At 58.7% G+C, this 25,800-nt stretch carries 21 protein-coding genes; 7 read left to right on the top strand and 14 right to left on the bottom strand.

Annotated elements, in window-relative coordinates:
* Window positions 1-16: 16 nt before the first annotated feature.
* Window positions 17-526, top strand: a complete 510-nt coding sequence (crr, locus tag V1587_RS18510) for a PTS glucose transporter subunit IIA (protein ID WP_003861316.1) — start codon at window positions 17-19, stop codon at window positions 524-526.
* 44 nt (window positions 527-570) lie between these two features.
* Here crr and pdxK read toward each other — a convergent pair whose 3' ends face one another.
* The 10 genes from pdxK to V1587_RS18560 form a co-directional block, all read right to left on the bottom strand.
* On the bottom strand, window positions 571-1,407 hold the full coding sequence (pdxK, locus tag V1587_RS18515) for a pyridoxine/pyridoxal/pyridoxamine kinase (RefSeq protein ID WP_371897390.1): 837 nt from the start codon (window positions 1,405-1,407) through the stop codon (window positions 571-573).
* A gap of 5 nt (window positions 1,408-1,412) precedes the next feature.
* The gene (gene cysM / locus V1587_RS18520; RefSeq protein ID WP_371897391.1) at window positions 1,413-2,324 is read right to left on the bottom strand and encodes a cysteine synthase CysM; all 912 of its coding nucleotides are present in this window, start codon (window positions 2,322-2,324) and stop codon (window positions 1,413-1,415) included.
* Between the two features lie 118 nt (window positions 2,325-2,442).
* Window positions 2,443-3,537: a sulfate/thiosulfate ABC transporter ATP-binding protein CysA gene (gene cysA, locus V1587_RS18525; protein WP_028013999.1), complete on the bottom strand. Its 1,095-nt coding sequence runs from the start codon at window positions 3,535-3,537 to the stop codon at window positions 2,443-2,445.
* Window positions 3,527-4,402 carry a sulfate/thiosulfate ABC transporter permease CysW gene (gene cysW, locus V1587_RS18530; protein ID WP_371897392.1) on the bottom strand — a complete coding sequence of 292 codons (876 nt, stop codon included), beginning with the start codon at window positions 4,400-4,402 and terminating at the stop codon, window positions 3,527-3,529. Before cysW ends, cysA begins: the two co-directional genes overlap by 11 nt.
* Complete coding sequence (cysT, locus tag V1587_RS18535) at window positions 4,402-5,235, bottom strand: sulfate/thiosulfate ABC transporter permease CysT (protein WP_004123378.1); 834 nt, start codon at window positions 5,233-5,235, stop codon at window positions 4,402-4,404. Before cysT ends, cysW begins: the two co-directional genes overlap by 1 nt.
* A complete protein-coding gene (locus tag V1587_RS18540) occupies window positions 5,235-6,248 on the bottom strand; it encodes a sulfate ABC transporter substrate-binding protein (protein WP_023344640.1) in 1,014 nt (337 codons plus the stop codon). Before V1587_RS18540 ends, cysT begins: the two co-directional genes overlap by 1 nt.
* A gap of 173 nt (window positions 6,249-6,421) precedes the next feature.
* A complete protein-coding gene (locus tag V1587_RS18545; RefSeq protein ID WP_371897393.1) occupies window positions 6,422-7,321 on the bottom strand; it encodes a Dyp-type peroxidase in 900 nt (299 codons plus the stop codon).
* Window positions 7,322-7,413: 92 nt separating this feature from the next.
* Entirely contained in the window at window positions 7,414-7,989 is a 576-nt protein-coding gene (locus V1587_RS18550) for an RpoE-regulated lipoprotein (protein ID WP_395314447.1), read from the bottom strand.
* Between the two features lie 63 nt (window positions 7,990-8,052).
* Window positions 8,053-8,502: a DUF2919 domain-containing protein gene (locus V1587_RS18555; protein WP_371897395.1), complete on the bottom strand. Its 450-nt coding sequence runs from the start codon at window positions 8,500-8,502 to the stop codon at window positions 8,053-8,055.
* Complete coding sequence (locus tag V1587_RS18560) at window positions 8,489-8,914, bottom strand: GNAT family acetyltransferase (protein ID WP_023308738.1); 426 nt, start codon at window positions 8,912-8,914, stop codon at window positions 8,489-8,491. Before V1587_RS18560 ends, V1587_RS18555 begins: the two co-directional genes overlap by 14 nt.
* Before the next feature lie 212 nt (window positions 8,915-9,126).
* Between V1587_RS18560 and amiA the strand changes: the two genes are divergently transcribed.
* Window positions 9,127-10,002 (top strand): N-acetylmuramoyl-L-alanine amidase AmiA, encoded by an 876-nt coding sequence (gene amiA / locus V1587_RS18565; protein WP_023308739.1) that lies wholly within the window; start codon window positions 9,127-9,129, stop codon window positions 10,000-10,002.
* Window positions 10,002-10,901 (top strand): oxygen-dependent coproporphyrinogen oxidase, encoded by a 900-nt coding sequence (hemF, locus tag V1587_RS18570; protein ID WP_371897396.1) that lies wholly within the window; start codon window positions 10,002-10,004, stop codon window positions 10,899-10,901. Before amiA ends, hemF begins: the two co-directional genes overlap by 1 nt.
* Before the next feature lie 97 nt (window positions 10,902-10,998).
* On the opposite strand, the gene maeB is transcribed toward hemF, so the two are convergent.
* Window positions 10,999-13,278, bottom strand: a complete 2,280-nt coding sequence (gene maeB, locus V1587_RS18575; protein WP_045406103.1) for an NADP-dependent oxaloacetate-decarboxylating malate dehydrogenase — start codon at window positions 13,276-13,278, stop codon at window positions 10,999-11,001.
* Between the two features lie 289 nt (window positions 13,279-13,567).
* Between maeB and tal the strand changes: the two genes are divergently transcribed.
* Window positions 13,568-14,518, top strand: a complete 951-nt coding sequence (gene tal, locus V1587_RS18580; protein WP_395314448.1) for a transaldolase — start codon at window positions 13,568-13,570, stop codon at window positions 14,516-14,518.
* Window positions 14,519-14,537: 19 nt separating this feature from the next.
* The gene (tkt, locus tag V1587_RS18585; RefSeq protein ID WP_371897398.1) at window positions 14,538-16,526 is read left to right on the top strand and encodes a transketolase; all 1,989 of its coding nucleotides are present in this window, start codon (window positions 14,538-14,540) and stop codon (window positions 16,524-16,526) included.
* A gap of 377 nt (window positions 16,527-16,903) precedes the next feature.
* Here the strand turns inward: tkt and V1587_RS18590 are convergent, their stop codons facing one another.
* From V1587_RS18590 to aegA, 3 genes are all read right to left on the bottom strand, one after another.
* Window positions 16,904-17,947 (bottom strand): DUF1176 domain-containing protein, encoded by a 1,044-nt coding sequence (locus V1587_RS18590; protein ID WP_371897399.1) that lies wholly within the window; start codon window positions 17,945-17,947, stop codon window positions 16,904-16,906.
* Window positions 17,948-18,048: 101 nt separating this feature from the next.
* Complete coding sequence (gene nudK / locus V1587_RS18595; RefSeq protein ID WP_048029618.1) at window positions 18,049-18,642, bottom strand: GDP-mannose pyrophosphatase NudK; 594 nt, start codon at window positions 18,640-18,642, stop codon at window positions 18,049-18,051.
* Between the two features lie 66 nt (window positions 18,643-18,708).
* A complete protein-coding gene (gene aegA, locus V1587_RS18600; RefSeq protein ID WP_371897400.1) occupies window positions 18,709-20,685 on the bottom strand; it encodes a formate-dependent uric acid utilization protein AegA in 1,977 nt (658 codons plus the stop codon).
* Between the two features lie 151 nt (window positions 20,686-20,836).
* Here aegA and narQ point away from each other — a divergent pair, with 151 nt between their 5' ends.
* Together narQ and acrD are read left to right on the top strand one after the other, a co-directional pair.
* Window positions 20,837-22,531, top strand: a complete 1,695-nt coding sequence (gene narQ, locus V1587_RS18605; RefSeq protein WP_371897401.1) for a nitrate/nitrite two-component system sensor histidine kinase NarQ — start codon at window positions 20,837-20,839, stop codon at window positions 22,529-22,531.
* Between the two features lie 142 nt (window positions 22,532-22,673).
* Window positions 22,674-25,787, top strand: a complete 3,114-nt coding sequence (gene acrD, locus V1587_RS18610) for a multidrug efflux RND transporter permease AcrD (RefSeq protein WP_371897402.1) — start codon at window positions 22,674-22,676, stop codon at window positions 25,785-25,787.
* Window positions 25,788-25,800 lie beyond the last annotated feature (13 nt).

The following is a 25,800-nucleotide window of genomic DNA, read 5'->3' on the forward strand; positions in this document are numbered from 1 at the left end:
TGCTTAGGAGAAGATCATGGGTTTGTTCGATAAACTGAAATCTCTGGTTTCTGATGATAAGAAAGACTCCGGAACTATTGAGATTGTTGCTCCGCTCTCCGGCGAGATCGTCAACATCGAAGACGTGCCGGATGTAGTGTTTGCTGAGAAAATCGTTGGTGATGGCATTGCTATCAAACCAACTGGCAACAAAATGGTTGCTCCAGTTGACGGCACCATCGGTAAAATTTTTGAAACCAACCATGCGTTCTCTATCGAATCTGATAGCGGTATCGAACTGTTCGTTCACTTCGGTATCGACACCGTTGAACTGAAAGGCGAAGGCTTCAAACGTATCGCGGAAGAAGGCCAGCGTGTTAAAGTTGGCGACCCGGTGATTGAATTCGATCTGCCACTGCTGGAAGAAAAAGCCAAGTCTACCCTGACGCCGGTTGTTATCTCCAACATGGACGAAATCAAAGAACTGATCAAACTGTCTGGCAGCGTCACCGTGGGTGAAACCCCGGTTATCCGCATCAAGAAGTAATTCTTGCCGCACAGAAAAATGGCGCCTTCGGGCGCCATTTTTGTTTATGCGGGGAGGATAAGCTCGTCGTAGCCTTTCGACTGGGTATAGAGCATCACGTCCGTCACCCGATCGCCGGCCATGCGAATGGCATCGGCAACGGTTTTCCCCTCAACAATGCCGCTCACCAGTTCTGAACAGAACAGGTCTCCCGTCCCTTTCAGATCGGTTTCTACACGCGGATGCGCGCTAACGGTCACGCCCTCGCGGGTGACCAGCACCACGTGGATGTTTTGCGGGTCGTCAGCGACCGGCGCGCTGGTAATCGCCACCCATTTCAGGCTGTCAGAGAGCAGTTCCTGCGCTGCCGCAATGGCGCTTTCCGGCGTACGGCACGATTTGCCGCTTAACACTTCCAGCTCGTAGACGTTTGGCGTAATCCCCTGCGCCAGCGGCAGCAGGTGCTCCCGATACGCTTCGGGGATCTCGGGCTTCACGTACATCCCGCTGTCGATATCGCCGATAACCGGGTCAACCAGCACCAGCAGGTCAGGATGCTGCGCTTTGACCGCCTTCAGCCACTGCGCCAGCAGGACGATCTGGCTGGCATTTCCCATATAGCCGGTAGTGACCGCTTTAAGCTCGCGCAGGATCTCGCGCTCTTCCAGCGCCTTCAGGTAGCCGCTGAACCACTCGTCGGGGATCACTCCACCATAAAACGTGTCATAGTGCGGCGTGTTGCTAAAAAGTACCGTTGGCACGGCGGTGACGTTCAGCCTGTGGGTTCGAATATTCGGCACCGCAATGCTGTTACCCACGCTGCCGTAGACTACCTGCGACTGTACCGCGACAATATCGGTTTGCTGCGCCCGGGCATTATCCCGGAATAGAATCATCTCCATGACGCTTAAATCCCCGCCCCCTGCGAATAACTCTCTTCACCAAAGACGCCGGTAGACAGATAGCGATCGCCGCGATCGCAAATGATCGCCACCACCACCGCGCCCGGGTTTGCCTGCGCCACCCGAATCGCGCCCGCTACCGCGCCGCCCGAGCTGACGCCGCAGAAGATACCTTCGCGCACGGCCAGCTCACGCATGGTATTTTCCGCCTCGCGCTGGTGAAGATCCAGCACCTGGTCCACAAGCTGCGCATTAAAGATGCCGGGCATATACTCCGCCGGCCAGCGGCGAATGCCCGGAATGCTGCTCCCCTCTTCCGGTTGCAGACCCACAATAGTGACGGCTTTATCCTGCTCGCGCAGAAAACGCGATACCCCGGTAATGGTGCCGGTGGTGCCCATGCTGGAGACAAAATGAGTGATTCGCCCCTCGGTTTGCTGCCAGATTTCCGGGCCGGTTGTGGTGAAGTGCGCGTAAGGGTTGTCCGGGTTGTTGAACTGATCGAGCAGTTTACCTTCGCCGCGCTCGGCCATTTCTAACGCCAGGTCGCGCGCGCCTTCCATCCCCTGCTCTTTGGTCACCAGAATCAGCTCGGCCCCGTAGGCGCGCATCGCGGCGCGGCGCTCCTGGCTCATGTTGTCCGGCATCAGCAGCTTCATGCGGTAGCCTTTCAGCGCCGCAATCATCGCCAGCGCGATACCGGTGTTGCCGCTGGTGGCTTCAATCAGCACGTCGCCAGGCTTAATCTCGCCGCGCTTTTCGGCCTGGACGATCATCGACAGCGCCGCGCGGTCTTTTACCGACCCCGCCGGGTTATTGCCTTCGAGTTTGACCCAGATTTCGCTGCCGTTGTCAGGCCCCATGCGCTGAAGCTTGACCAGAGGCGTGTTGCCGATGGTGTGTTCGAGTGTATTCACGATTTTTACTCAATAAAAAAGCCGGGTGGCGCTTAGCTTACCCGGCCTACAAGACGCAGTGATAACTGTAGGCCCGGTCAGCGCAGCGCCGCCGGGCGATAAACATCCTACTAACCTATCAGGCTGACTCCGCCAGAGCAATATCCTCGCGCGTCTCGATGCGTTCCTTGCCGTGATAAATACGGGCATGCTGCAGACCGACAAACAGGCGCTCGCCCCGATGCGGCGGCACGTCATCGCGCATCACCACGGTCAGCGGCTCGGTGTACCAGCCCAGCGGCTGTACCACCAGTTGGATGTAGTGCCCTTTAGGGCTAGCTTCCAGTACCTGCACCGGCAGCGGTGAATCCAGGCTGGTCCGACGGCTCACGTCTACTTCCCATGGACGCAGGAACAGATCGACCGGGCCCTGATGCGCGGAGGTATAGCCCAGCGGCCAGCGGTGCGCCCCCACGTGGAACTGTCCGCCGCGAATGGTCCCCTGCAGACGGTTCACCTCGCCCATAAACTCCAGCACGAAGCGGGTCGCCGGTTCACGCCAGAGCTGCTCCGGCTCGTCAACCTGCTCAATGTTGCCCTGGCTCATGACCACCACGCGATCCGCAACTTCCATCGCCTCTTCCTGGTCGTGGGTCACGAAGACGCTGGTGAATTTCAGCTCTTCATGGAGCTGACGCAGCCAGCGGCGCAGCTCTTTACGCACCTGCGCATCCAGAGCGCCGAAGGGTTCATCCAGCAGAAGAATTTGCGGCTCAACGGCCAGCGCGCGCGCCAGCGCCACGCGCTGTTTCTGCCCGCCGGACAGCTGGGCCGGGAAACGATCCGCCAGATGCGCCAGCTGCACCATCTCCAGCAGTTTGGTTACCTTCGCCTTAATGGTTGCCGCATCCGGGCGCTCGCGACGCGGCAGCACCGTGAGGCCAAACGCAATGTTGTCAAACACGGTCATGTGGCGGAACAGCGCGTAGTGCTGGAACACAAAGCCCACTTTACGATCGCGGGCGTGCAGGCGGCTCACGTCGGTACCGTGGAAGCGGATGTGCCCGCTGGTCTGATGCTCAAGCCCGGCGATAATACGCAGCAGCGTGGTTTTGCCGGAGCCAGAGGGTCCCAGCAGCGCCACCATTTGTCCGGAAGGGATATCCAGCGAGATATCATTCAGCACCTGGGTGCGACCAAAAGACTTCTTAATATTGGCAATCTCAATGCTCATGATTTCCCTCCTGATGCAGACGTTTTTCCTGATTTTCTAAACGCCACTGCACCACACTCTTCAAAAACAGGGTCAAAATGGCCATCAGCGTCAGCAACGCTGCGGCAGTAAAGGCGCCGATGGTGTTGTAGTCCTGCTGCAGCAGTTCAATCTGGAGCGGCAGCGACAGGGTTTCCCCCCGGATGGAACCGGAGACGACGGAAACGGCACCAAACTCGCCAATCGCGCGGGCGTTGGTCAGCACCACGCCGTAAAGCAGCGCCCAGCGGATATTCGGCAGCGTCACGCGACGGAACATTTGCCAGCCTGACGCGCCCAGCAGCACCGCCGCTTCGTCTTCATTGCTCCCCTGGCTTAACATCACCGGAACCAGCTCGCGCACCACGAACGGACAGGTCACGAAAATGGTAACCAGCACCATGCCCGGCCAGGCGAACATGATCTGCAGGTTATGCTCATCCAGCCAGCCGCCCAGCGGGCCGTTTGAGCCGTAAAAGAGCAGATACACCAGACCGGCAACAACCGGCGATACGGCGAAAGGAATGTCCAGCAGGGTCAGCAGCAGCTGACGTCCCGGGAAGTTAAAGCGCGTCACCAGCCACGCCAGCAGGGTACCGAACACGAGGTTCACCGGGACGGTGATCAGCGCAATTAGCACGGTCAGCCAGATGGCGTGCAGCATATCCGGGTTCGCCAGGTTTTCCAGCGCGGGCATCAGGCCCTTGCTGAACGCCTGAACAAAGATATAGACCGTCGGCACGACGAGAATGAGGGCGGAAACCAGCACGCCCGCCCCAATCAGAAACCATTTACCCCAGTTGATGCGGGGTGCATCGTATCGCTTCAATTGCGTAACTTCCGCCATTAGTGACCTACCACACGTCGACCAAAGCGACTTTGCAGAGTGTTAATCGAGTACAGCAGCAGCAGCGAGGCAGCGAGGATCACCGAAGCAATCGCGCTCGCCGCTGGATAATCAAACTCCTGCAGGCGAATGAAAATCATCAGCGAGGTGACTTCCGTTTTCCAGGCGATGTTCCCGGCGATAAAAATCACCGCGCCGAACTCGCCGAGGCTGCGGGTAAACGACAGCGCGACGCCCGCCATCAGCGCCGGAGACAGCTCCGGCAGCACCACCTTGCGGAAGCTCTGCCAGCGCGTGGCGCCCAGCGTTTCCGCCGCTTCTTCGTATTCCGGACCTAACTCTTCCAGCACCGGCTGCACGGTACGCACCACAAACGGGATGCTGGTAAAGGCCATCGCCACCGCGATACCGAGCCAGGTATAGGTCACCTTGATGTCAAACTTCGCCAGCCACTCGCCGTACAGCCCGTTCACGGAGAAGAGCGACGCGAGGGTCAAGCCCGCCACCGCCGTCGGCAGCGCGAACGGCAGATCCATCAGGGCGTCAAGCAGCGTGCGGCCCGGGAAGCGATAGCGGGTTAAGATCCACGCCATCAGCAGGCCAAACACGCCGTTAAAAATGGAGGCGACAAACGCCGACAGCAGCGTCACCTTATAGGCCGCCACTACCTGTGGGTTAGTGACCACGTCCCAGTACTGCGCCCAGCTCATCTGCGCAAGCTGCATCACCAGCGCGCTGAGCGGCAACAGCAGGATCAGGCAGACGAACAGCAGGCTGGTCCCGAGGCTTAAGGTAAAGCCCGGCAGCACGCGTTTAGTCGAGACTGCAAACATTACTTATGCCCCGCCGCCAGCAGTTTGTCTAATTCACCGCCGCTGGCAAAATGCGTTTTCATCACGTCTGGCCAGGAGCCAAAATGATCTTCCACGCGGAACAGCGCGGTCTGCGGGAACTTATCTTTCAGCTTGTTCATCACGTCCGGGTTGTTCACGCGGTAGTAGTAATCGGTAATGATGGTCTGCGCCTGCGGGCTGTACAGGTAGTTGAGATAGGCTTTTGCCGCTTTCTCGGTACCGTTCGCCTGCACGTTTTTATCCACCCATGCGACCGGGAATTCGGCCAGAATGTTGGTTTTCGGGATAACCACCTCAAAGCCCTGCGCTTCATACTGTTTGCGGATGTTGTTCACTTCCGACTCGAAGCTGATCAGCACATCGCCCAGACCGCGCTCTGCGAAGGTCGTGGTCGCCCCGCGGCCGCCGGTATCAAACACTTCGACGTTTTTCAGAAACTGGGTCATGAACTGCTCGGTTTTGGCTTTATCGTTACCGTCGGCCTTGTCCGCCGCGCCCCACGCCGCTAAATAGGTGTAACGCGCGTTACCGGAGGTTTTTGGGTTCGGGAAAATCAGCTTCACGTCGGAACGCACCAGGTCGCTCCAGTCGTGGATATTCTTCGGATTGCCCTTACGCACCAGGAAGCCCATGGTGGAGTAGAACGGCGAGCTGTTGTTCGGCAGACGGCTCTGCCAGTCCGCCGGGATGAGCTTGCCTTTGTCGTGCAGGATCTGCACGTCGGTCACCTGGTTGTAGGTCACCACATCCGCTTTCAGCCCCTGGAGAATGGCCAGCGCCTGCTTGGACGAACCGGCGTGGGACTGCTTGATGGTCAGTTTATCGCCGTTATTGTCTTTCGCCCACTGCTGTTCAAACGGGGGGTTAAGGGCGGCAAACAGCTCGCGGGAGACGTCATACGAACTGTTTAACAGTTCAGTCGCCTGCGCCTGCGCCACCAGCAGTAAACCTGCCAGCGCCAGAGTTCCTTTTTTCAGTACAGTAACGGCCATTGCGCACCCTTATAAATGTGATGACTATCTTATAGTCATAATATTTATAACGGGGATGAAAGGAGTAACGGTTTTATATACCGTTTGGTGATTTAGAAGCAGAAAAGGGAATAAGGGGTGCGGCCTGATGCCCTCACCCCAGCCCTCTCCCACAGGGAGAGGGAGAAAGGCTATTACAGCGCCAGCAGGCGCTCAACGGACGGCGCAAAGTAGTAGCCGCCGGTCACCGGTTTGGTGAAGCGCAGCATGGCGTCGCGCTTGCCGTCGGTATCGCCGAACATGCTCAGCAGCTGCTGTTCAATATTATGCAGGCGCGCGCAGTAGGCGCAGAAATAAAGGCCGTGCGTGCCGCTTGCGGTACCATACGGCAGGCTCTGGCGGACAATCTTCAGCCCTTTGCCGTCTTCCTTGAGGTCAACGCGGGTCAGGTGAGAGGTCACAGGACGGTCGTCGCCGTCGATCTCTTCGTTGGCTTCTTTCGTACGGCCAATCATCATCTCCTGGTCGTGCACGCTCATGCGGTTAAGCTGCTTGAGGTTGTGCTCCCAGCGCTGCACGAACACGTAGCTGCCGCCCGCGTCCACGCCGTCTTTAATTACCGCGACTTCACGACGCGTCTCTTCACCAGCCGGGTTTTCCGTTCCGTCGACGAAGCCGCTCAGATCGCGTTCTTCCACCCAGCGGAAACCGTGAACCTCTTCCTGCACCTCAATGCTTTCGCCAAAGGCCGCCACCGCCGCCTGGGCAACGGAGAAGTTCACGTCGTGACGCAGAGAGAGAATGTGGATCAGCACGTCGTACTGGGTCGCCGGAGCCAGGCCTTTACCGTAAGGGATGAAGTCTTTCAGCTCTTCCGCCCCTTCGCCGCCGCTCAGCTGACGCCAGACGTTATTGCCAAACGCAACGACGGCGCCGAGGTGGGCTTCCGGGAATTTGGCCTGGAAGGTCGCCAGTTTATCAACAAACGCTTTGCTGGCCGCACGCAGGGCATCCACGTCCCCTTTGACATTGGCTTCAATCCAAATCGCCGCGCGGCAGTGTTCTGGCAAAATGCCACTCTGAACCTGAGACATCGCTCCTCCTGAAATAAAGATGCCACGTCAGCGTGGCATTGATGGCGGCTATTATACCCGGATTTCAGCGAGGCGGTTTGTTCAGACGCAAATTACTGCTTCCAGATAATTTTGCTCACTTTCCAGCTCTTAAGCGTGTCGTCGGACGGCATCAGTCCTTCCGGTCCGCTCCAGGTTCCGGTGAAGATATAGCTGATGTGCTGGCTGCCTTCCGCCTTACATTCCACCGCGACCTTGTCGTCGGACGGCGCGCTGGAGCAGTTGCCAAAGGCCTGCTTATAAAGATCGCTAAACGGCGTGCCCACTTTCACACCGCTCGCCGTCGGAATATCTTCATCCATCACGGCAATTCGGTTTACCGTGCCTTTGTCACCGTTGATCACCAGCGCCAGCTTGTCGCCCTTCAGCGCTTCGTAATAGCGAACAATATTGCCATTCTCCGTTTTCATGCCGCTGCGCAGACGGTAATCGCTGCTGAGCGCATCCTGAATAGCATTCTGATCCAGCGCCGTCGCGGCGGTAATTTTCCCTACGCCCTGCTCGGTCACTTCCGTTGATGAGCCAAACCAGTTCCACGGATAGGCGGCGGACCAGTTAATGGAGGAGAGCGTCGAACAGCCGGTCAACGCCAGCGGGAGAGCGCATAAAAGTAAACGCAGCGATTTCATTGAAACGTCCTTTCTTGTTAAATCAACGCTTGTTGGAGTGCGGCATCGGCAAAAAGTGCCGGATTAATCATCCTGCGGCGTAAAACAGGCGCGAAGACGCGGGTTGGTCAGCAGCCACAGCAGCGCCACAATATCGGCAACCACCAGCGCAACGCCGGTGCCCGTCAGCGGTTCACCGTACCACCAGAGTACCGGCTGCCAGAAGAGCAGCGCAACCTGGGCGAGGATCAGCAGCCAGCGAAGCGCGCGCCAAAAACGTGGGATCGCCTGCCGTCGTCCGCTGCATAAGAAAGCGACCACCGCCGGCACGCCCGGCAGCAAGCCGAGCCAGAAGGCATCATGATCGGGATAAAAGAGATTCAGCAGCGTGTCGCCCTGCCCACGCGACGCGGCGGCCATCACAAACAGCACCCAGGTCCGGGCCTGCAGCAGCAGAACGCACCAGAATAAAAAGGGCAGCCTGACGCGCCCCTGCGCATCATAGTCGGCCGGATGAATCTCAGTACTCTTCATCTTCGATCAGACGCTTTCCTAAACTCAGCACGTCAGAATGCTCGTAGCCCAGACGCTCATACATGCCCAGCACCACGTCGTTATCTTCCCGCACCATGATCTGGATTTTTGGGCAGCCGCGGGCGATCAGCTTCTTCTCGAGCCGGTTCAGCAGCGCATTGGCAATGCCACGACCACGGTATTCCGGGTGCACGCCCAGATAATAGGCCGAGCCGCGGTGGCCGTCGTAACCGCCCATTACCGTCCCTACAACCTCGCCATTGACTTCCGCGACCAGAAACAGACTGACGTCGTGATTCACCTTACGTTCGATATCCATTTCCGGATCGTTCCACGGACGCAGCAGATCGCAGCGCTCCCAAAGGGTGATCACCTCTTCGAAATCTTCCTGGCGAAAAACGCGTATCTCCATGGTATTAACCGCCTTTTCGGGTTTAAAAACAGTGATTATGGCGCGAAGCTCGCCTTTCGCCAATAACCGGGGAAAATCTCGCCAAAATTTGGCATAATGTCACTTTGTCACGTATTGAAATGAAAAGTAAAACAATTCTCAATATGGACTGTCGTAACGGGAAACACGATACGATATAACACCAGGACCCCATTTTTTAGTATTCAGGCCGCATGAGCACATTCAAACCATTAAAAGCACTCACATCGCGTCGTCAGGTTCTCAAAGCGGGGCTGGCGGCCTTAACGTTAACGGGTATCGCAAAGCAGGCTCAGGCGAAAGACGAGAGCACGCTCAAAACCAGTAACGGACACAGCAAACCGAAAACCAAAAAGCCGGGCGCGAAGCGTCTGGTGATGCTCGACCCGGGCCACGGCGGTATTGATACCGGCGCCATCGGCAAAAACGGGTCGAAAGAAAAACACGTCGTGCTGGCAATTGCAAAAAATGTGCGCGCAATTTTACGCAGCAACGGCATTGACGCCCGCCTGACGCGCTCTGGCGATACCTTTATTCCGCTGTATGACCGGGTTGAGATCGCCCATCAGCACGGAGCGGATCTGTTTATGTCGATTCACGCCGACGGCTTTACCAACCCGTCAGCCGCCGGTGCCTCGGTGTTTGCGCTTTCCAACCGTGGAGCCAGTAGCGCCATGGCAAAATACCTCTCCGACCGTGAAAACCGGGCGGATGAAGTCGCCGGGAAGAAGGCCACGGACAAGGATCACCTGTTACAGCAGGTGCTGTTTGACCTCGTGCAGACGGATACGATCAAAAACAGCCTGACGCTCGGCTCGCATATTCTGAAAAAGATTAAGCCGGTGCATCGACTGCACAGTAAAGGCACCGAGCAGGCAGCGTTCGTGGTGCTGAAATCACCGTCCATCCCGTCCGTGCTGGTGGAAACCTCGTTCATTACCAACCCGGAAGAGGAGCGACTCCTCGGCACCACGGCGTTTCGTCAGAAGATTGCCAACGCCATCGCCTCCGGCATTATCAGTTACTTCAACTGGTTCGATAACCAAAAAGCGCACTCCAGGAAACGTTGATGAAACCCGATGCTCAACTGGTCAAAACGTTCCTGCTGCAGCTGCAGGATGAGATTTGCCAGAAACTGGCCGCCGCAGACGGCGGAGAATTTCAGGAAGATACCTGGCAGCGCGAGGCCGGTGGCGGCGGACGCAGCCGCGTGCTGCGTAACGGCGGCATCTTTGAACAGGCCGGCGTGAATTTTTCCCACGTTCACGGCGACGCCATGCCCGCGTCTGCTACGGCGCACCGTCCTGATCTGGCGGGCCGCAGCTTCGAGGCGATGGGCGTCTCGCTGGTAGTGCATCCGCACAACCCGTTTGTGCCCACCAGCCACGCCAACGTGCGTTTTTTCATTGCCGAAAAGCCGGGGGCCGATCCGGTCTGGTGGTTTGGCGGCGGTTTCGACTTAACGCCCTACTACGGCTTCGAAGAGGATGCCGTGCACTGGCACACCACCGCGCGGGACCTTTGCCTGCCGTTTGGCGAAGACGTTTACCCGAAATATAAAAAGTGGTGCGACGACTACTTTTACCTGAAGCACCGCGACGAGCAGCGCGGCATCGGCGGGCTGTTCTTTGACGACCTCAACACGCCTGATTTTGATACCGCGTTCAGCTTTATGCGCGCGGTGGGTGAAGGCTATACCGACGCCTATCTGCCCATCGTCGAACGCCGTAAAAACACCGACTACGGCGTACGCGAGCGTGAGTTCCAGCTCTACCGCCGCGGGCGCTACGTGGAGTTCAACCTGGTGTGGGATCGCGGGACGCTGTTCGGCCTGCAGACCGGCGGGCGCACGGAGTCGATTCTGATGTCGATGCCGCCGCTGGTGCGCTGGGAGTACTGCTACGAGCCAAAAGAAGGCAGCCCGGAGGCTGCCTTGCGTGAGTTTATTCAGGTTCGGGACTGGGTGTAACTCCCCTCACCCCGGCCCTCTCCCCATAGGGGAGAGGGTGAAAGACGGCTCGGTGCAGTCCCCTCTCCCCTATGGGGAGAGGGTTAGGGTGAGGGGATTACAGCGGCTGCGTCTGCGCCTCAACCACCGCCAGCGCCACCATATTCACGATACGACGCACGGAGGCAATCGGCGTTAACACGTGCACCGGTTTCGCCACGCCCATCAGCACCGGTCCTACGGTCACCCCTTCAGAGCTGGAGACCCGCAGCAGGTTATAGCTGATACGCGCCGCTTCCACGTTCGGCATAATCAGGATGTTTGCCGATCCCTTCAGCGGGCTGTCCGGCATACGTTCGTTACGGATGCTCTCCACCAGCGCGGCATCGCCGTGCATCTCCCCGTCAATCATCAGCTCCGGCGCGCGCTCGCGCACCAGCGCCAGCGTCTCACGCATTTTGCAAGCCGCCGCGGATTTAGACGAACCAAAATTAGAGTGCGACAGCAGCGCCACCTTCGGTTCGATACCAAAGCGACGCACGGTCTCGGCGGCCATCACGGTGATCTCCGCCAGCTCGTCCGGGGTCGGGTCGTCGTTAACGTAGGTATCGGCAATAAAGGTGTTGCCGCTTGGCAGCAGCAGGGCGTTCATCGCCCCGGCGGTATGGACGCCGTCGCGATAGCCGAAGATCTCCTGCACCACGCTAAAGTGCTCGTGGTAATCGCCGATGGTGCCGCAGATCAGCGCATCCGCCTCGCCGCGATGAACCATGATCGCACCGATCACCGTCGTGTTGCTGATGACGGCTTTCTGCGCCTGCTCCTGGGTGATCCCCCGACGCTTCATGATCGCGTAGTATTCGCTCCAGTACTCTTTAAAGCGCGGATCGGATTCGTTGTTAACGATCTCGAAGTCGACGCCCGGCTTAATCTGCAGGCCCAGCTTCTGAATACGCATTTCAATCACGCTCGGACGACCAATCAGGATCGGCTTCGCCAGACCTAAGGTGATCAGCTCCTGGGTAGCGTGCAGCACGCGCGCCTCTTCTCCTTCCGCCAGCACCACGCGCTTCGCGTCGGCGCGCGCCTGAGAGAAGATCGGCTTCATGAACAGGTTCGTTTTATAGACAAACTCGGTGAGCTTATCGACGTAAGCGTCGAAATCCTCAATCGGACGCGTCGCGACGCCGGAGTCCATCGCAGCTTTGGCCACCGCAGGGGCAATTTTGACAATCAGACGCGGGTCGAACGGTTTTGGAATGATGTAGTCCGGGCCAAAGCTCAGATCCTGATCGCCGTACGCAGACGCGACCACTTCGCTCTGCTCTGCGTGCGCCAGCTCCGCGATGGCGTGCACGGCGGCCAGCTTCATCTCTTCATTGATTGCCGTCGCGCCAACGTCCAGCGCGCCGCGGAAGATGAACGGGAAGCAGAGCACGTTGTTGACCTGGTTCGGGTAGTCGGAACGCCCGGTACAGATGATGGCGTCTTCACGCACCGCCTTCGCCAGCGGCGGCAGAATTTCCGGCTCAGGGTTCGCCAGGGCCAGGATCATCGGCGCGCGCGCCATCTTCTTCACCATCTCCTGGGTCAGCACCTTCGGACCCGAGCAGCCGAGGAAGATATCCGCGCCGTCGATCACGTCCTCAAGCGTGCGTTTACCATCGTCTTCTACCGCATAGGCCGCTTTGGTTTCCGCCATGTTCGGCTCGCGGTCTTTGTAAATCACGCCCTTGGAGTCGCAGACCACGATGTTGTGTTTCTGCATACCCAGCGCCACCAGCAGGTTCATACAGGCTATGGCCGCGGCGCCTGCGCCAGAAACCACCATGCGCACGTCGGAGAGATTTTTCTCTACCACGCGCAGGCCGTTCAGAATCGCAGCGGTGCTGATAATGGCCGTGCCGTGCTGGTCGTCATGGAACACGGGAATGTTCATACGTTCGCGCAGCTTCTGCTCGATATAGAAACATTCCGGCGCTTTAATGTCTTCCAGGTTAATCCCGCCGAAGGTCGGCTCCAGCGCGGCCACCACGTTGATGAATTTGTCAGGATCGAGCTCGTCCACCTCGATATCGAACACGTCGATACCGGCGAATTTCTTGAATAGTACCCCCTTACCTTCCATTACCGGCTTGCCGGCCAGCGCGCCGATGTTGCCCAGCCCCAGCACCGCCGTGCCGTTAGAGATTACGGCGACCAGGTTGCCACGCGCGGTATATTTGTAGGCCGCCAGCGGATCTTTTTCGATTTCCAGACACGGTGCCGCCACGCCCGGCGAATAGGCCAGCGCCAGATCGCGCTGGGTTGCCAGCGGCTTGGTTGGGGAGACCTGGATTTTTCCCGGAACAGGGAACTCGTGAAAATCGAGGGCACTCTGTTTCAACTGCTCATCCATCTTATTTTTCCTTTCACGTATCGGTCAAAAGGGTGACGAAAGCGATCCTGTTGCACACCCTGGTGTGCCGTCTAGTATCGCCTCTGACCGCCTCCTAAACTTTGAAGGCTGCCAAACTCTCACCATCACACATTAAAAATTGTTATCAATTTATAACAGCCATGTTACCCGTCTCAAAAGCAATGGCTCCCCCGTCTGCTATGCTTTTTTGTTAAGTCCATCATGATTTTTCCAGAAGTGTGAACTAACGCACTCATCTAACTCTTTTATTTCCAAGGAGTAATCATTTATGAACCAGCTAGACGGCATCAAACAATTCACCACCGTGGTAGCCGACAGCGGCGATATCGAGTCGATTCGTCACTACCAGCCGGAGGATGCGACCACTAACCCTTCGCTACTGCTCAAGGCAGCCGGGCTAACCCATTTTAGTCATCTGATTGATGACGCCATTGCCTACGGTAAACAGCGCGGCAAAACGCAGGAGCAGCAGGTCGCCGAAGCCAGCGACAAGCTGGCGGTTAATTTTGGTGCGGAAATTCTTAAAAGCATTCCGGGGCGCGTCTCGACCGAAGTCGACGCCCGCCTCTCCTTCGATAAAGAAAAGAGCATTAATAAAGCGCGTCGTCTGGTGGAACTCTACCAGGAGCAAGGGATCGATAAATCACGCATTTTGATTAAGCTGGCGTCGACCTGGGAAGGCATCCGCGCCGCAGAAGTGCTGGAAAAAGAGGGGATTCACTGCAACCTGACGCTGCTGTTCTCCTTTGCCCAGGCGCGCGCCTGTGCCGAAGCGGGCGTGTTCCTGGTGTCACCGTTTGTCGGGCGCATCTACGACTGGTATCAGGCAAAACAGCCGATGGATCCGTACGTGGTGGATGAGGACCCGGGCGTGAAATCGGTGCGCAATATTTACGACTACTACAAACAACACCGCTACGAAACCATCGTGATGGGGGCCAGCTTCCGCCGTACCGAGCAGATCCTTGCCCTGGCAGGCTGCGACCGCCTGACCATCTCCCCTAACCTGCTCCAGGAGCTACAGGACAAAGAAGAAACGGTGATCCGCAAGCTGGTGCCGACCTCTACCGTTCTGCCAAAACCGAAAGCCATGACCGAAGCGGAGTTCCGCTGGGAGCACAATCAGGACGCGATGGCCGTGGAAAAACTGGCGGAAGGTATCCGTCTGTTCGCCGTCGACCAGCGCAAACTTGAAGATCTTCTCGCTGCCAAACTTTAACCTTGCCACGGAGTGAACTATGTCCCGTAAAGAGCTAGCCAATGCCATTCGCGCCCTCAGCATGGATGCCGTGCAGAAAGCCAATTCCGGCCACCCCGGCGCACCGATGGGCATGGCCGATATTGCCGAAGTGCTGTGGAACGACTTCCTGAAGCACAACCCCAACGATCCCACCTGGTACGATCGCGACCGCTTTATTCTCTCCAACGGCCACGCCTCAATGCTGCTCTACAGCCTGCTGCATCTTTCCGGCTACGACCTGCCTCTTGAGGAGCTGAAAAACTTCCGCCAGCTGCACTCCAAAACCCCTGGGCACCCGGAGATTGGCTATACGCCGGGCGTGGAGACCACCACCGGGCCGCTCGGTCAGGGGCTGGCCAATGCGGTTGGGCTGGCGATTGCCGAACGTACCCTGGCGGCACAGTTCAACCAGCCGGACCATGAGATTGTCGACCATTACACCTACGTGTTTATGGGTGACGGCTGCCTGATGGAGGGGATCTCGCACGAGGTCTGCTCCCTGGCGGGCACTCTGGGGCTGGGCAAGCTGATTGGCTTCTACGATCACAACGGCATCTCCATCGACGGGGAAACCGAAGGCTGGTTTACCGACGACACGGCAAAACGCTTCGAGGCCTACCACTGGCACGTGGTGCATGAGATCGACGGCCACGATCCTGAGGCGGTGAAAAAAGCGATTCAGGAAGCGCAGAGCGTGAAGGACAAACCGTCCCTGATTATCTGCCGCACGGTTATCGGCTTCGGCTCACCTAACAAGGCGGGCAAAGAAGAGGCGCACGGCGCGGCGCTGGGCGAGGAGGAAGTGGCGCTAACCCGGCAGAAGCTGGGCTGGAAATACCCGCCATTCGAGATCCCGAAAGAGATCTACAGAGCCTGGGATGCCCGTGAAGCGGGTGAAAAAGCCCAGCACGCCTGGAACGAGAAGTTTGCCGCCTACAAAAAAGCGCACCCGGATCTGGCCGCCGAGTTTTCCCGCCGCATGAGCGGCGGTCTGCCAGAGGACTGGGACGATAAAACGCAGGCGTTGATTGAAAACCTGCAGTCCAACCCGGCAAAAATCGCCACCCGAAAGGCGTCGCAAAACACCCTGAATGCGATTGGCCCTCTTCTCCCTGAACTGCTGGGCGGCTCGGCGGATCTGGCACCGAGTAACCTGACCATCTGGTCGGGCTCGAAATCGCTGAAAGAGGACATTGCCGGGAACTATATCCACTACGGCGTGCGCGAGTTCGGGATGACCGCGATCGCCAACGGCATCGCTCACCACGGCGGCTTCGTGCCCTACACCGCCACCTTCCTGATGTTCGTCGAATACGCCCGTAACGCGGCGCGCATGGCAGCGCTGATGAAGGCGCGGCAGATTATGGTCTATACCCACGACTCCATCGGTCTGGGAGAAGACGGCCCCACCCATCAGGCGGTGGAACAGCTGGCGAGCCTGCGCCTGACGCCAAACTTCAGCACCTGGCGTCCCTGCGATCAGGTCGAAGCGGCGGTGGGCTGGAAGCTGGCGGTAGAACGCCATAACGGCCCGACGGCACTGATTCTGTCACGCCAGAACCTGGCGCAGATAGAGCGCACTCCGGAGCAGGTGAAAAACATCGCCCGCGGCGGCTATATCCTGAAAGACAGCGGCGGCAAGCCGGACGTGATCCTGATTGCGACCGGTTCAGAGGTGGAAATCACGGTGAAAGCGGCGGAGAAACTGACCGCCGAAGGCCACGCGGTGCGGGTCGTATCCCTGCCCTCCACGGATATCTTTGACGCCCAGGACGAGGCATACCGGGAATCGGTCCTGCCGCCCAGCGTCGCGGCGCGCGTGGCGGTGGAGGCCGGTATTGCCGACTACTGGTACAAGTATGTCGGGCTCAAAGGAGCGATTGTGGGCATGCGGGGCTACGGTGAGTCCGCCCCTGCCGATAAGCTGTTCCCGTACTTCGGCTTTACCGTTGAGAACGTGGTTGAGAAGGCGTTGAGCGTGCTGTAGTGCGGTCTGCGTGCCCGGTGGCGCTGCGCTTACCGGGCCTACGGTTCGGTTTTTGTAGGTCGGATAAGGCGAAGCCGCCATCCGACACATTGTCACGGGCCGCAAGATTCGTAGGCCGGGTAAGCGTAGCGCCACCCGGCACATTGCCACAGACCGCAAGATTTGTAGGCCGGGTAAGGCGAAGCCGCCACCCGCCACCCGGCACATTGCCACGGGCCGCAAGATTCGTAGGCCGGGTAAGGCGTAGCCGCCACCCGGCACATTGTCACGGGCCGCAAGATTCGTAGGCCGGGTAAGGCGTAGCCGCCACCCGGCACATTGTCACGGACCGCAAGATTCGTAGGCCGGGTAAGGCGTAGCCGCCACCCGGCAAAAAGCTACCGCGTGATCCACAGCGTGGGCCAGGCGTCTGGCCCGTTCCAGTTATCGCAGCTGGGTTCCTCAGCATAACGCACCAGGCGGAAACGCTGGCCGTCAAAACGCCAGCGCGTCTGGATCCCGCAATCGCCCAAACCACGCCCCAGCGCAAGCGTTGTCAGCTCGCGAGTCTTCTCATCAAAGCTGGCGTTCATCAACTCCATTTCGCTGCTGTCGCTTGACGGCGTAAACGGCAGACGCAGCCTGACGCTGCGGGCAGAGAACGGTTTCTTACGTGACACCAGCCACGCCAGATCGACGGTGTTATAGGCCCCCGCCTCGCAACTGACGATCAGCAGCGCCTTGTCATCGGTTAACGCGGTGACGCGCACTTCCCGGCGGTTAGGATCCAGCGAGCACTGGCTGCTGTTCATCCTGCCGGTACCGTAATCCAGCAGGTCGTTCAGTTCGGCATGGGAAAGCGGTGTTGGGGTAGGATTAACGGTCGCCACCTTTTTCAGGGCGGGTGCGGGCGGTACGCTTAACGGCGGATCGTCACCTTTCTTGATCCACGCGGTTTCGCTGCCGACGCGCTTTTGCTGCGCATCAATGAACAGCAGCGCGGCTTTCAGACCGCTCAGAGAAATCACCTGCTTACCGCCGCGCAGGGTCAGGGCCTTCCCTTCCTGGATATTTTTCAGAAAGGCGGTGATGGTGGCCGCATCGTCCGTTTTCAGATGCCAGGGCGTAAGCTGCCAGCGCTGTTTGTCCAGCTTTACGGGAACATTATCCAGCAGCAGCCGGGGGGCAATCTCAGGTTCCTTCACGGAAGGAGTATCAAGACCGCCGAGATCGATACGCAGCGTGGCATCCGTTTTCGCCCCGGCGCTTCGGGTGAGCGTCATGACCAGGCCACGGTGTTCGCCCGTGTTGCGGGCAAGGCAAAAGTTCTGGTTATTGCAGGTCACCTGCCAGTCAGAAAAGCCTTGCTGCGCGGGTGCAGCCCACACCTGCGTCGCGAGGAGCACATAAAACAGGGAAAAGAAAAAGACGCTGTAGCGCATGAATGGCACAATCCCGGAACGAAAACGCGTAACTGGGCAGTATCTTCGTGTTCCCGCCGGGGTTGCTCAATCGGATTTATCAGATATACCCGAAAAACAGGCTATATCCGTTCGAAAGGGGTATTCATCAGCCCGGTAGTCTGTAAATACTGCAGTAATATCACCGCCTTACCATCCCTGATTTCGCCTGAACGCACCATCTCCAGCGCCCGGGCAAAAGGAAGCTCCAGCACTTCGATATCTTCATCCTCTACGCCGCCGCCCCGGTGGGTGCGCTGCGCGTCGCTGTATTCCGCGATGAAGAAATGGACAATTTCCGTCACGCCGCCCGGCGACATAAACAGCTCGAAGACCTTTTTGACCTCGCCCACTTCGAAGCCGGTCTCTTCGACGGCCTCTTTGCGGATGCAGACTTCCGGCTCATCGTCATCGAGCAGGCCCGCGCAGGTTTCAATCAAACGTCCGTCAGGGTTGCCATTAACCCATGTCGCCACCCTGAACTGGCGGATCAGCACCACGCTCTGCTTTTCACGGTTATAGAGCAGAATGGTCGCTCCGTTACCGCGGTCGTAGACCTCGCGCCTGTGGCGGATCACTTCACCGTTGTTACGCGTAAGGTCATAGGTGATGTTACGCAGGACAAAGTAGTTTTCGGAGAGAATTTTGTCTTTGATAACGTCAATTTTCAGGGTCATACGGGCTCCACGACACAATGAGTCGTCCTATACTACGCCGTGAATCCCGCTTTGTCGCCCGCCGGTTTAATGATGTTTTGGCGCGTTAACCCCAAGCCAGTCGAGTATCCCTTGTGCCGCATGACGCCCTTCCGCCATCGCGGTCACCACCAGATCCGCGCCGCGTACCGCATCGCCCCCGGCGAAGATCTGCGGGTTGGTCGTCTGGTAACGGTAGCGGCTCTCGACCGAGGCCACGATCCGCCCCCGGTCATCCGTTTCGACACTCTGCGCCTGTAGCCACGGCATCGCGTGCGGGTTAAAACCAAACGCCATGATCACCGCATCAGCGGCCATCACAAACTCGCTGCCGGCCACCGGAACGGGCCGACGCCGCCCCTGCGCGTCCGGTTCACCGAGCTCGGTACGTAGCATCCGGATACCATTGACCTTACCGTACGGATCCAGCGTGAGCTCAACCGGCTGGACGTTAAATTCAAATGCGGCGCCCTCTTCTCTGGCGTTCTTCACCTCTTTCTTCGAGCCCGGCATGTTGGCCTCATCCCGACGATAGGCGCAGGTGACGTTTTCCGCTCCGTGGCGTAACGCAGTGCGGACGCAGTCCATCGCGGTATCGCCTCCGCCCAGCACCACCACGTTCAGGCCACGGGTGTCGATGAACGGCTCGCTGGTCGTTGCCTTCAGGCCCATAACATGCCGCGTGTTGCCCACCAGGAAAGGCAGCGCGTCGTAGACCCCCGGCGCGTCTTCATGCGGGATACCCGCCTTCATCGAACGATAGGTTCCCACGCCAATAAACAGGGCGTCGTAATCGTTCTTTAACTGCGACATCGACACGTCCCGGCCCACCTCGCAGTTCAGCTCGAAGCGGATCCCCATCGCGGTAAATATCTCTCTGCGCCGCGCGAGCAGCGATTTGTCGAGCTTGAACGCCGGGATGCCAAAGGTCAGCAAACCGCCGATCTCCGGATGACGGTCATAGACCGTCACGCTCACGCCGCTGCGCGCCAGCACGTCGGCGCACGCCAGCCCGGCGGGCCCCGCGCCGACGATCGCGACACGTTTACCTGACGGCGTGACGGCGGACATATCCGGCCGCCAGCCCATCGCCAGCGCGCGATCGGCGATATAGCGCTCGATGTTACCGATGGTCACGGATCCCGCCACTTCACGTATTGTGCAGGCACCTTCGCATAATCGATCCTGCGGACAGACGCGGCCGGTAATTTCAGGTAAACAGTTGGTCTGATGTGAAAGCTCGGCCGCGCCGGTGATATCCCCCGCGTTGAGGCGCTCGATCCACTGCGGGATATGGTTATGCAGCGGGCAGGTCCATTCGCAAATGCTGTGCTCGCCGCACTTGAGGCAGCGCGACGCCTCGCGGGCGGCCTGTTCGGCCCGGAACGGCAGGTAAATTTCGTTAAAATGGCTCACGCGTTCTGCGGCAGCCAGCCTGTCGGGCTCGCCGCGTGGCGCCGTCGCCTGCATCTGCTGCAGTTTGGTGCGCGAAGCGTCTTCTCTGACGGCTTCCGCATGCCAGGGCTGCGCCTCCAGGCAGGCCGTACGCAGGCGGCGCGATTTCGCCAGGTTATCCAGCGCGGCAGGCGTTACCAGAGAGAGGACATCCGCGGGGCAATTTTCGATACAGGCCGGGCCGTGTGGGCGCGTCAGACAGAGATCGCATTTATTCGCCGAGGCCTTCACGCCGCCGTTGTCGAGCGGGGTGACGATAATCTCCATCGTGCCAAACGGGCAGGCCACCACGCAGGCCTTACAGCCGATGCATTTTTGTTGATTCACCTGTACGCTGTCATCGCATTTGCTGATGGCGCCGTTCGGGCAGCTTTGCGCGCAGGGTGCATTTTCGCAATGATGGCAGGTCACCGGGCGGCTCTTCTCGCCGGATCTCAGGACCGTGATACGAGGATGAAAATGGCGCTCGCTCAGGACATGCTGCTCATCGTTGTGCGCCATCACGCAGGCCACTTCGCAGGCGCGACACCCAATGCACTGCTGGCTGCTAGCCATAATAAAACGATTCATAACCACACCTGTTTTTGGTTCAATAACCTTTCTCTTTATAAGAGTATGGTATTTACGCATCACGGTGCGATCGGGCAATGTTCAAATGCCTGGAACGCCCAATTATTTCCAGTGAACCTGTGGCAGATCAATTTATTCAGAGAGCCGTTCTGTGACCGTTAAACGACCCGTTTCCGGAAGCCTTGCCTGGGCTTTCTTTTCGATCATTGCCTTATCCGTGCTGACCAGCACCGTCGCGCTGCTGACGCTGGCCAGCAGCCAGCGTGATGCCGAAGCCATTAATATCGCCGGTTCGCTGCGCATGCAGAGCTATCGTCTGGGTTATGAGATGCAGCGCAACAGCCCTTCCCTTGCTGTACATCGCGAGAGCTGGCAACAGACGCTCGGCGCGCCTGCCCTGCAGAAGCTGAACCGCTGGTACGTACCGGATAATGTTAAAGCACGCTATCAGCAGCTGCATGTGGCCTGGCAGGAGATGGACGCGCGCATCGCCCGCGGCGACAGCGCGTGGTATCAACGCAATATCGAAGATTTTGTCGGCCGCATTGATGCCTTTGTCCTCGCCCTCCAGCACTACACCGAACATAAAATTCAGACGGTCACCCTGCTCTCGCTGGCTGGCGCACTTGGGATCCTGCTGCTGACGCTCTTTACCCTGCGACGCATCCGTCGCCAGGTGGTGCTACCGCTGAATAACCTGGTGGCGGCCAGCGAACGCATTGAGCGCGGCGAGTTTGCCACTCCTGCACCGGATAGCGCCCTGCCGAACGAGCTGGGCCAGCTTTCGCGCGCCTTTAACCACATGTCAGCCGAGCTCGATACGCTCTACCGTTCGCTCGAAGCCTCGGTTGCGGAAAAGACGCGGCACCTGCACGAAGCCCACCAGCAGCTCGACATGCTGTTCAAGTGCTCGCAGGCGCTGAATACCGGCCAGATTGACAGCCTCTGTTTCCGGCATATCCTGCAGATTGTCCATGACTATACGCAGATGAATTATCTGGAGCTGCGCACCAGCGACGACTGGCGGCTGTGTGAAGGGACGGAGTCCGAGAGTATCCCTCTGCAAAACCTGCCGGTACTGATGCAGGACACGCTCTACGGCGAGCTGCGCTGGCAAAGCGAGACGGACAGCGTTCCCCTCCCGCTGATGAGAAGCGTGGCGACCATGCTCGGGCGCGGGCTGTACTTTAACCAGGCGCAAAAGCATTACCAGCAGCTGCTGCTGATGGAGGAGCGCGCCACCATTGCCCGCGAGCTGCACGATTCGCTGGCGCAGGTGCTGTCGTATCTGCGCATTCAGCTTGCACTGCTCAAACGCGCCGTGCCGGAAGAAAATACCCCGGCGCAGACCATTATCACCGACTTTTCCCGCGAGCTGAACAACGCCTGGCAGCAGCTGCGCGAGCTGCTGACCACCTTCCGCCTGACGCTGAACCACGCGAATTTACCCGCGGCGCTGCAGGAGTCCCTCGACGTCCTGCAGAGCCAGACGCAGGCGAAGCTGCATCTTGACTGCCGCCTCTCCTCGCTGGCGCTGGACGCGCAAAAACAGGTGCATTTGCTGCAGATCGTGCGTGAGGCCGTGCTGAACGCCATTAAGCACGCGCAGGCGAGCGAAATCACCGTCAGCTGCGTGACCGCAGCGAACGGGACGCACAGCGTCAGCATTCGCGACAACGGCATCGGGATTGGCGAAGCCAGCGAGCCGCCGGGACACTACGGGCTGAACATTATGCGCGAACGCGCGCAGCGGCTTGGAGGAGTGCTGCACTTTTCACAGCCGCAAAACGGCGGCACGCTGGTCAGCGTGACGTTCCCGGCGCCTGTGCCGTTAACGGGTAAATAACGGTAAAGGGGCATGCACAGGGAAAAGCGCATGATAATTTACATTATCTCCTTTATTTCTCCACGTTTGACCTGGGCCTTACCGCTAAAGTTATGCGGGCAATAAACAATAATGACGTGCAGCAAAACGAGGTCACACTTTCATGGCGAATTTTTTCATCGATCGCCCCATTTTTGCCTGGGTGCTTGCCATCCTGTTGTGTCTGACAGGTGTCCTGGCGATTACTTCACTTCCCGTTGAGCAATACCCCGACCTGGCACCGCCGAACGTGCGCGTCACCGCAAACTACCCCGGCGCGTCGGCACAGACGCTGGAAAATACCGTGACGCAGGTTATCGAGCAGAACATGACGGGTCTGGATAACCTGATGTACATGTCCTCGCAAAGCAGCGCCACGGGACAGGCGACGGTCACCCTGAGCTTTAAGGCGGGCACCGACCCGGACGAAGCGGTGCAGCAGGTTCAAAACCAGCTGCAGTCGGCCATGCGCAAGCTGCCCCAGGCGGTGCAGAACCAGGGCGTGACCGTGCGTAAAACCGGCGATACCAATATTTTGACCATCGCGTTTGTCTCGACGGATGGCTCGATGGATAAACAGGACATCGCGGACTACGTCGCCAGTAATATTCAGGATCCCATCAGCCGGATTAACGGCGTCGGGGATATCGACGCTTACGGCTCACAGTACTCCATGCGTATCTGGCTCGATCCCAACAAGCTGAACAGCTACCAGATGACGGCAACCGACGTGACGGATGCCATTAAAGCCCAGAACGCCCAGATTGCCGTGGGGCAACTGGGGGGAACGCCTTCCGTTGATAAGCAAGCCCTGAACGCCACCATTAATTCGCAATCCCTGCTGCAGACGCCGGACCAGTTCCGCAACATCACCCTGCGCGTGAATCAGGACGGGTCGGAAGTGCGTCTGGGCGATGTCGCCACGGTGGAAATGGGGGCGGAGAAATACGACTACCTGAGCCGCTTTAACGGCAATCAGGCCTCCGGTCTGGGGATTAAACTGGCCTCCGGCGCGAACGAAATGGCGACGGCAAAACTGGTGTTAGACCGTCTGGACGAGCTGTCGCAGTATTTCCCGCACGGGCTGGAGTACAAAGTCGCCTATGAAACCACCTCCTTCGTTAAAGCATCGATTGAGGACGTGGTGAAGACCCTGCTGGAAGCCATCGCGCTGGTGTTCCTGGTCATGTACCTGTTCCTGCAAAACTTCCGCGCGACGCTGATCCCCACCATTGCCGTCCCGGTGGTGCTGCTGGGGACCTTTGCGGTGCTTTACGCGTTCGGGTACAGCATTAATACCCTGACGATGTTTGCGATGGTGCTGGCAATCGGCCTTCTGGTGGATGATGCCATCGTGGTGGTTGAAAACGTCGAGCGCATCATGAGCGAAGAAGGGCTCTCTCCGCGCCAGGCAACGCGCAAATCCATGGGGCAAATTCAGGGGGCGCTGGTCGGGATTGCGATGGTGCTGTCGGCCGTCTTTATCCCGATGGCCTTCTTTGGCGGCACCACCGGGGCGATTTACCGTCAGTTCTCGATAACCATCGTCTCGGCGATGGTGCTCTCCGTGCTGGTCGCGCTGATCCTCACCCCCGCGCTGTGTGCCACTATTCTGAAACCGCTGCATAAAGGGGAGCATCACGGGCAGAAAGGCTTCTTCGGCTGGTTTAACCGGATGTTCAACCGCAATGCCGCGCGCTATGAATCTGCCGTTGGTCACGTGCTCCATCGCAGCCTGCGCTGGATGATGATTTACGTTGTGCTGCTGGGCGGCATGGTCTGGCTGTTCCTGCATCTTCCCACCTCGTTCCTGCCGATGGAAGACCGGGGGATGTTCACCACCTCGGTGCAGCTTCCGAGCGGCGCAACGCAGCAGCAGACGCTGAAAGTGGTTCAGAAAGTGGAACAGTACTTCTTCACCAAAGAGAAAGATAACGTGGTGTCGGTCTTCTCTACCGTCGGCTCCGGTCCGGGCGGGAACGGGCAGAACGTCGCCCGCATGTTCGTCCGCCTGAAGGACTGGGACGAGCGCGATACCAGAACGGGAACGTCATTTGCCATCATTGAACGTGCGACCAAAGCCTTTGCGCACATCAAAGAAGCGCGCGTCTTTGCCAGCAGTCCGCCGGCGATAAGCGGGCTGGGCAGTTCCGCCGGGTTTGATATGGAACTGCAGGATCACGCCGGGGCGGGCCACACGGCGCTGATGGCGGCACGCGATAAGCTGTTAGCGCTGGCGGGCAACGATCCCGGCCTGACCCGCGTTCGTCATAACGGCCTCGACGACAGCCCGCAGCTTCAGGTGGATATCGATCAGCGTAAGGCACAGGCGCTGGGCGTCTCGATCAACGATATCAACGACACCCTGCAAACGGCGTGGGGATCAAGCTATGTGAATGACTTTATGGATCGCGGCCGCGTGAAAAAAGTGTATGTCCAGTCCGCCGCGCCGTTCCGCATGCTGCCGGATGATATCAACCGCTGGTTTGTCAGGAATAACGCTGGCGGCATGGTGCCGTTCTCTGCCTTTGCGACCTCGCACTGGGAAAGCGGATCGCCACGCCTGGAGCGCTATAACGGCTATTCTGCGGTTGAAATCGTCGGGGAAGCCGCGCCGGGCGTCAGCACCGGTACCGCCATGGACACCATGGAAAAACTGGTGCAACAGCTGCCCGCCGGTTTTGGTCTGGAGTGGACGGCCATGTCTTACCAGGAGCGTCTCTCCGGGGCACAGGCTCCCGCACTTTACGCGCTCTCGCTACTGGTGGTCTTCCTCTGCCTTGCCGCCCTGTATGAGAGCTGGTCGGTCCCGTTCTCGGTCATGCTGGTCGTGCCCCTTGGGGTTATCGGCGCGCTGCTGGCGACCTGGATGCGCGGCCTGGAGAACGATGTCTACTTCCAGGTGGGCCTGCTCACCGTCATTGGGCTATCGGCGAAAAACGCCATTCTGATCGTTGAGTTTGCCAACGAGATGAATGCCAAAGGTCACGAGCTGATGGCCGCCACGCTACACGCCTGCCGTCAGCGCTTACGCCCGATCCTGATGACGTCTCTGGCGTTTGTCTTTGGCGTACTGCCGATGGCAACCAGTACGGGCGCAGGCTCCAGCAGCCAGCATGCCGTCGGCACTGGGGTGATGGGCGGCATGATTTCGGCCACCATTCTTGCCATTTACTTCGTTCCGCTGTTCTTTGTGCTGGTGCGTCGCCGCTTCCCGCTAAAGGAACGGGCTGAGTAAGTAATTGAAATAA

The organism is Enterobacter sp. ECC-249 (assembly GCF_043965265.1).
Taxonomy (GTDB): domain Bacteria; phylum Pseudomonadota; class Gammaproteobacteria; order Enterobacterales; family Enterobacteriaceae; genus Enterobacter; species Enterobacter quasiroggenkampii.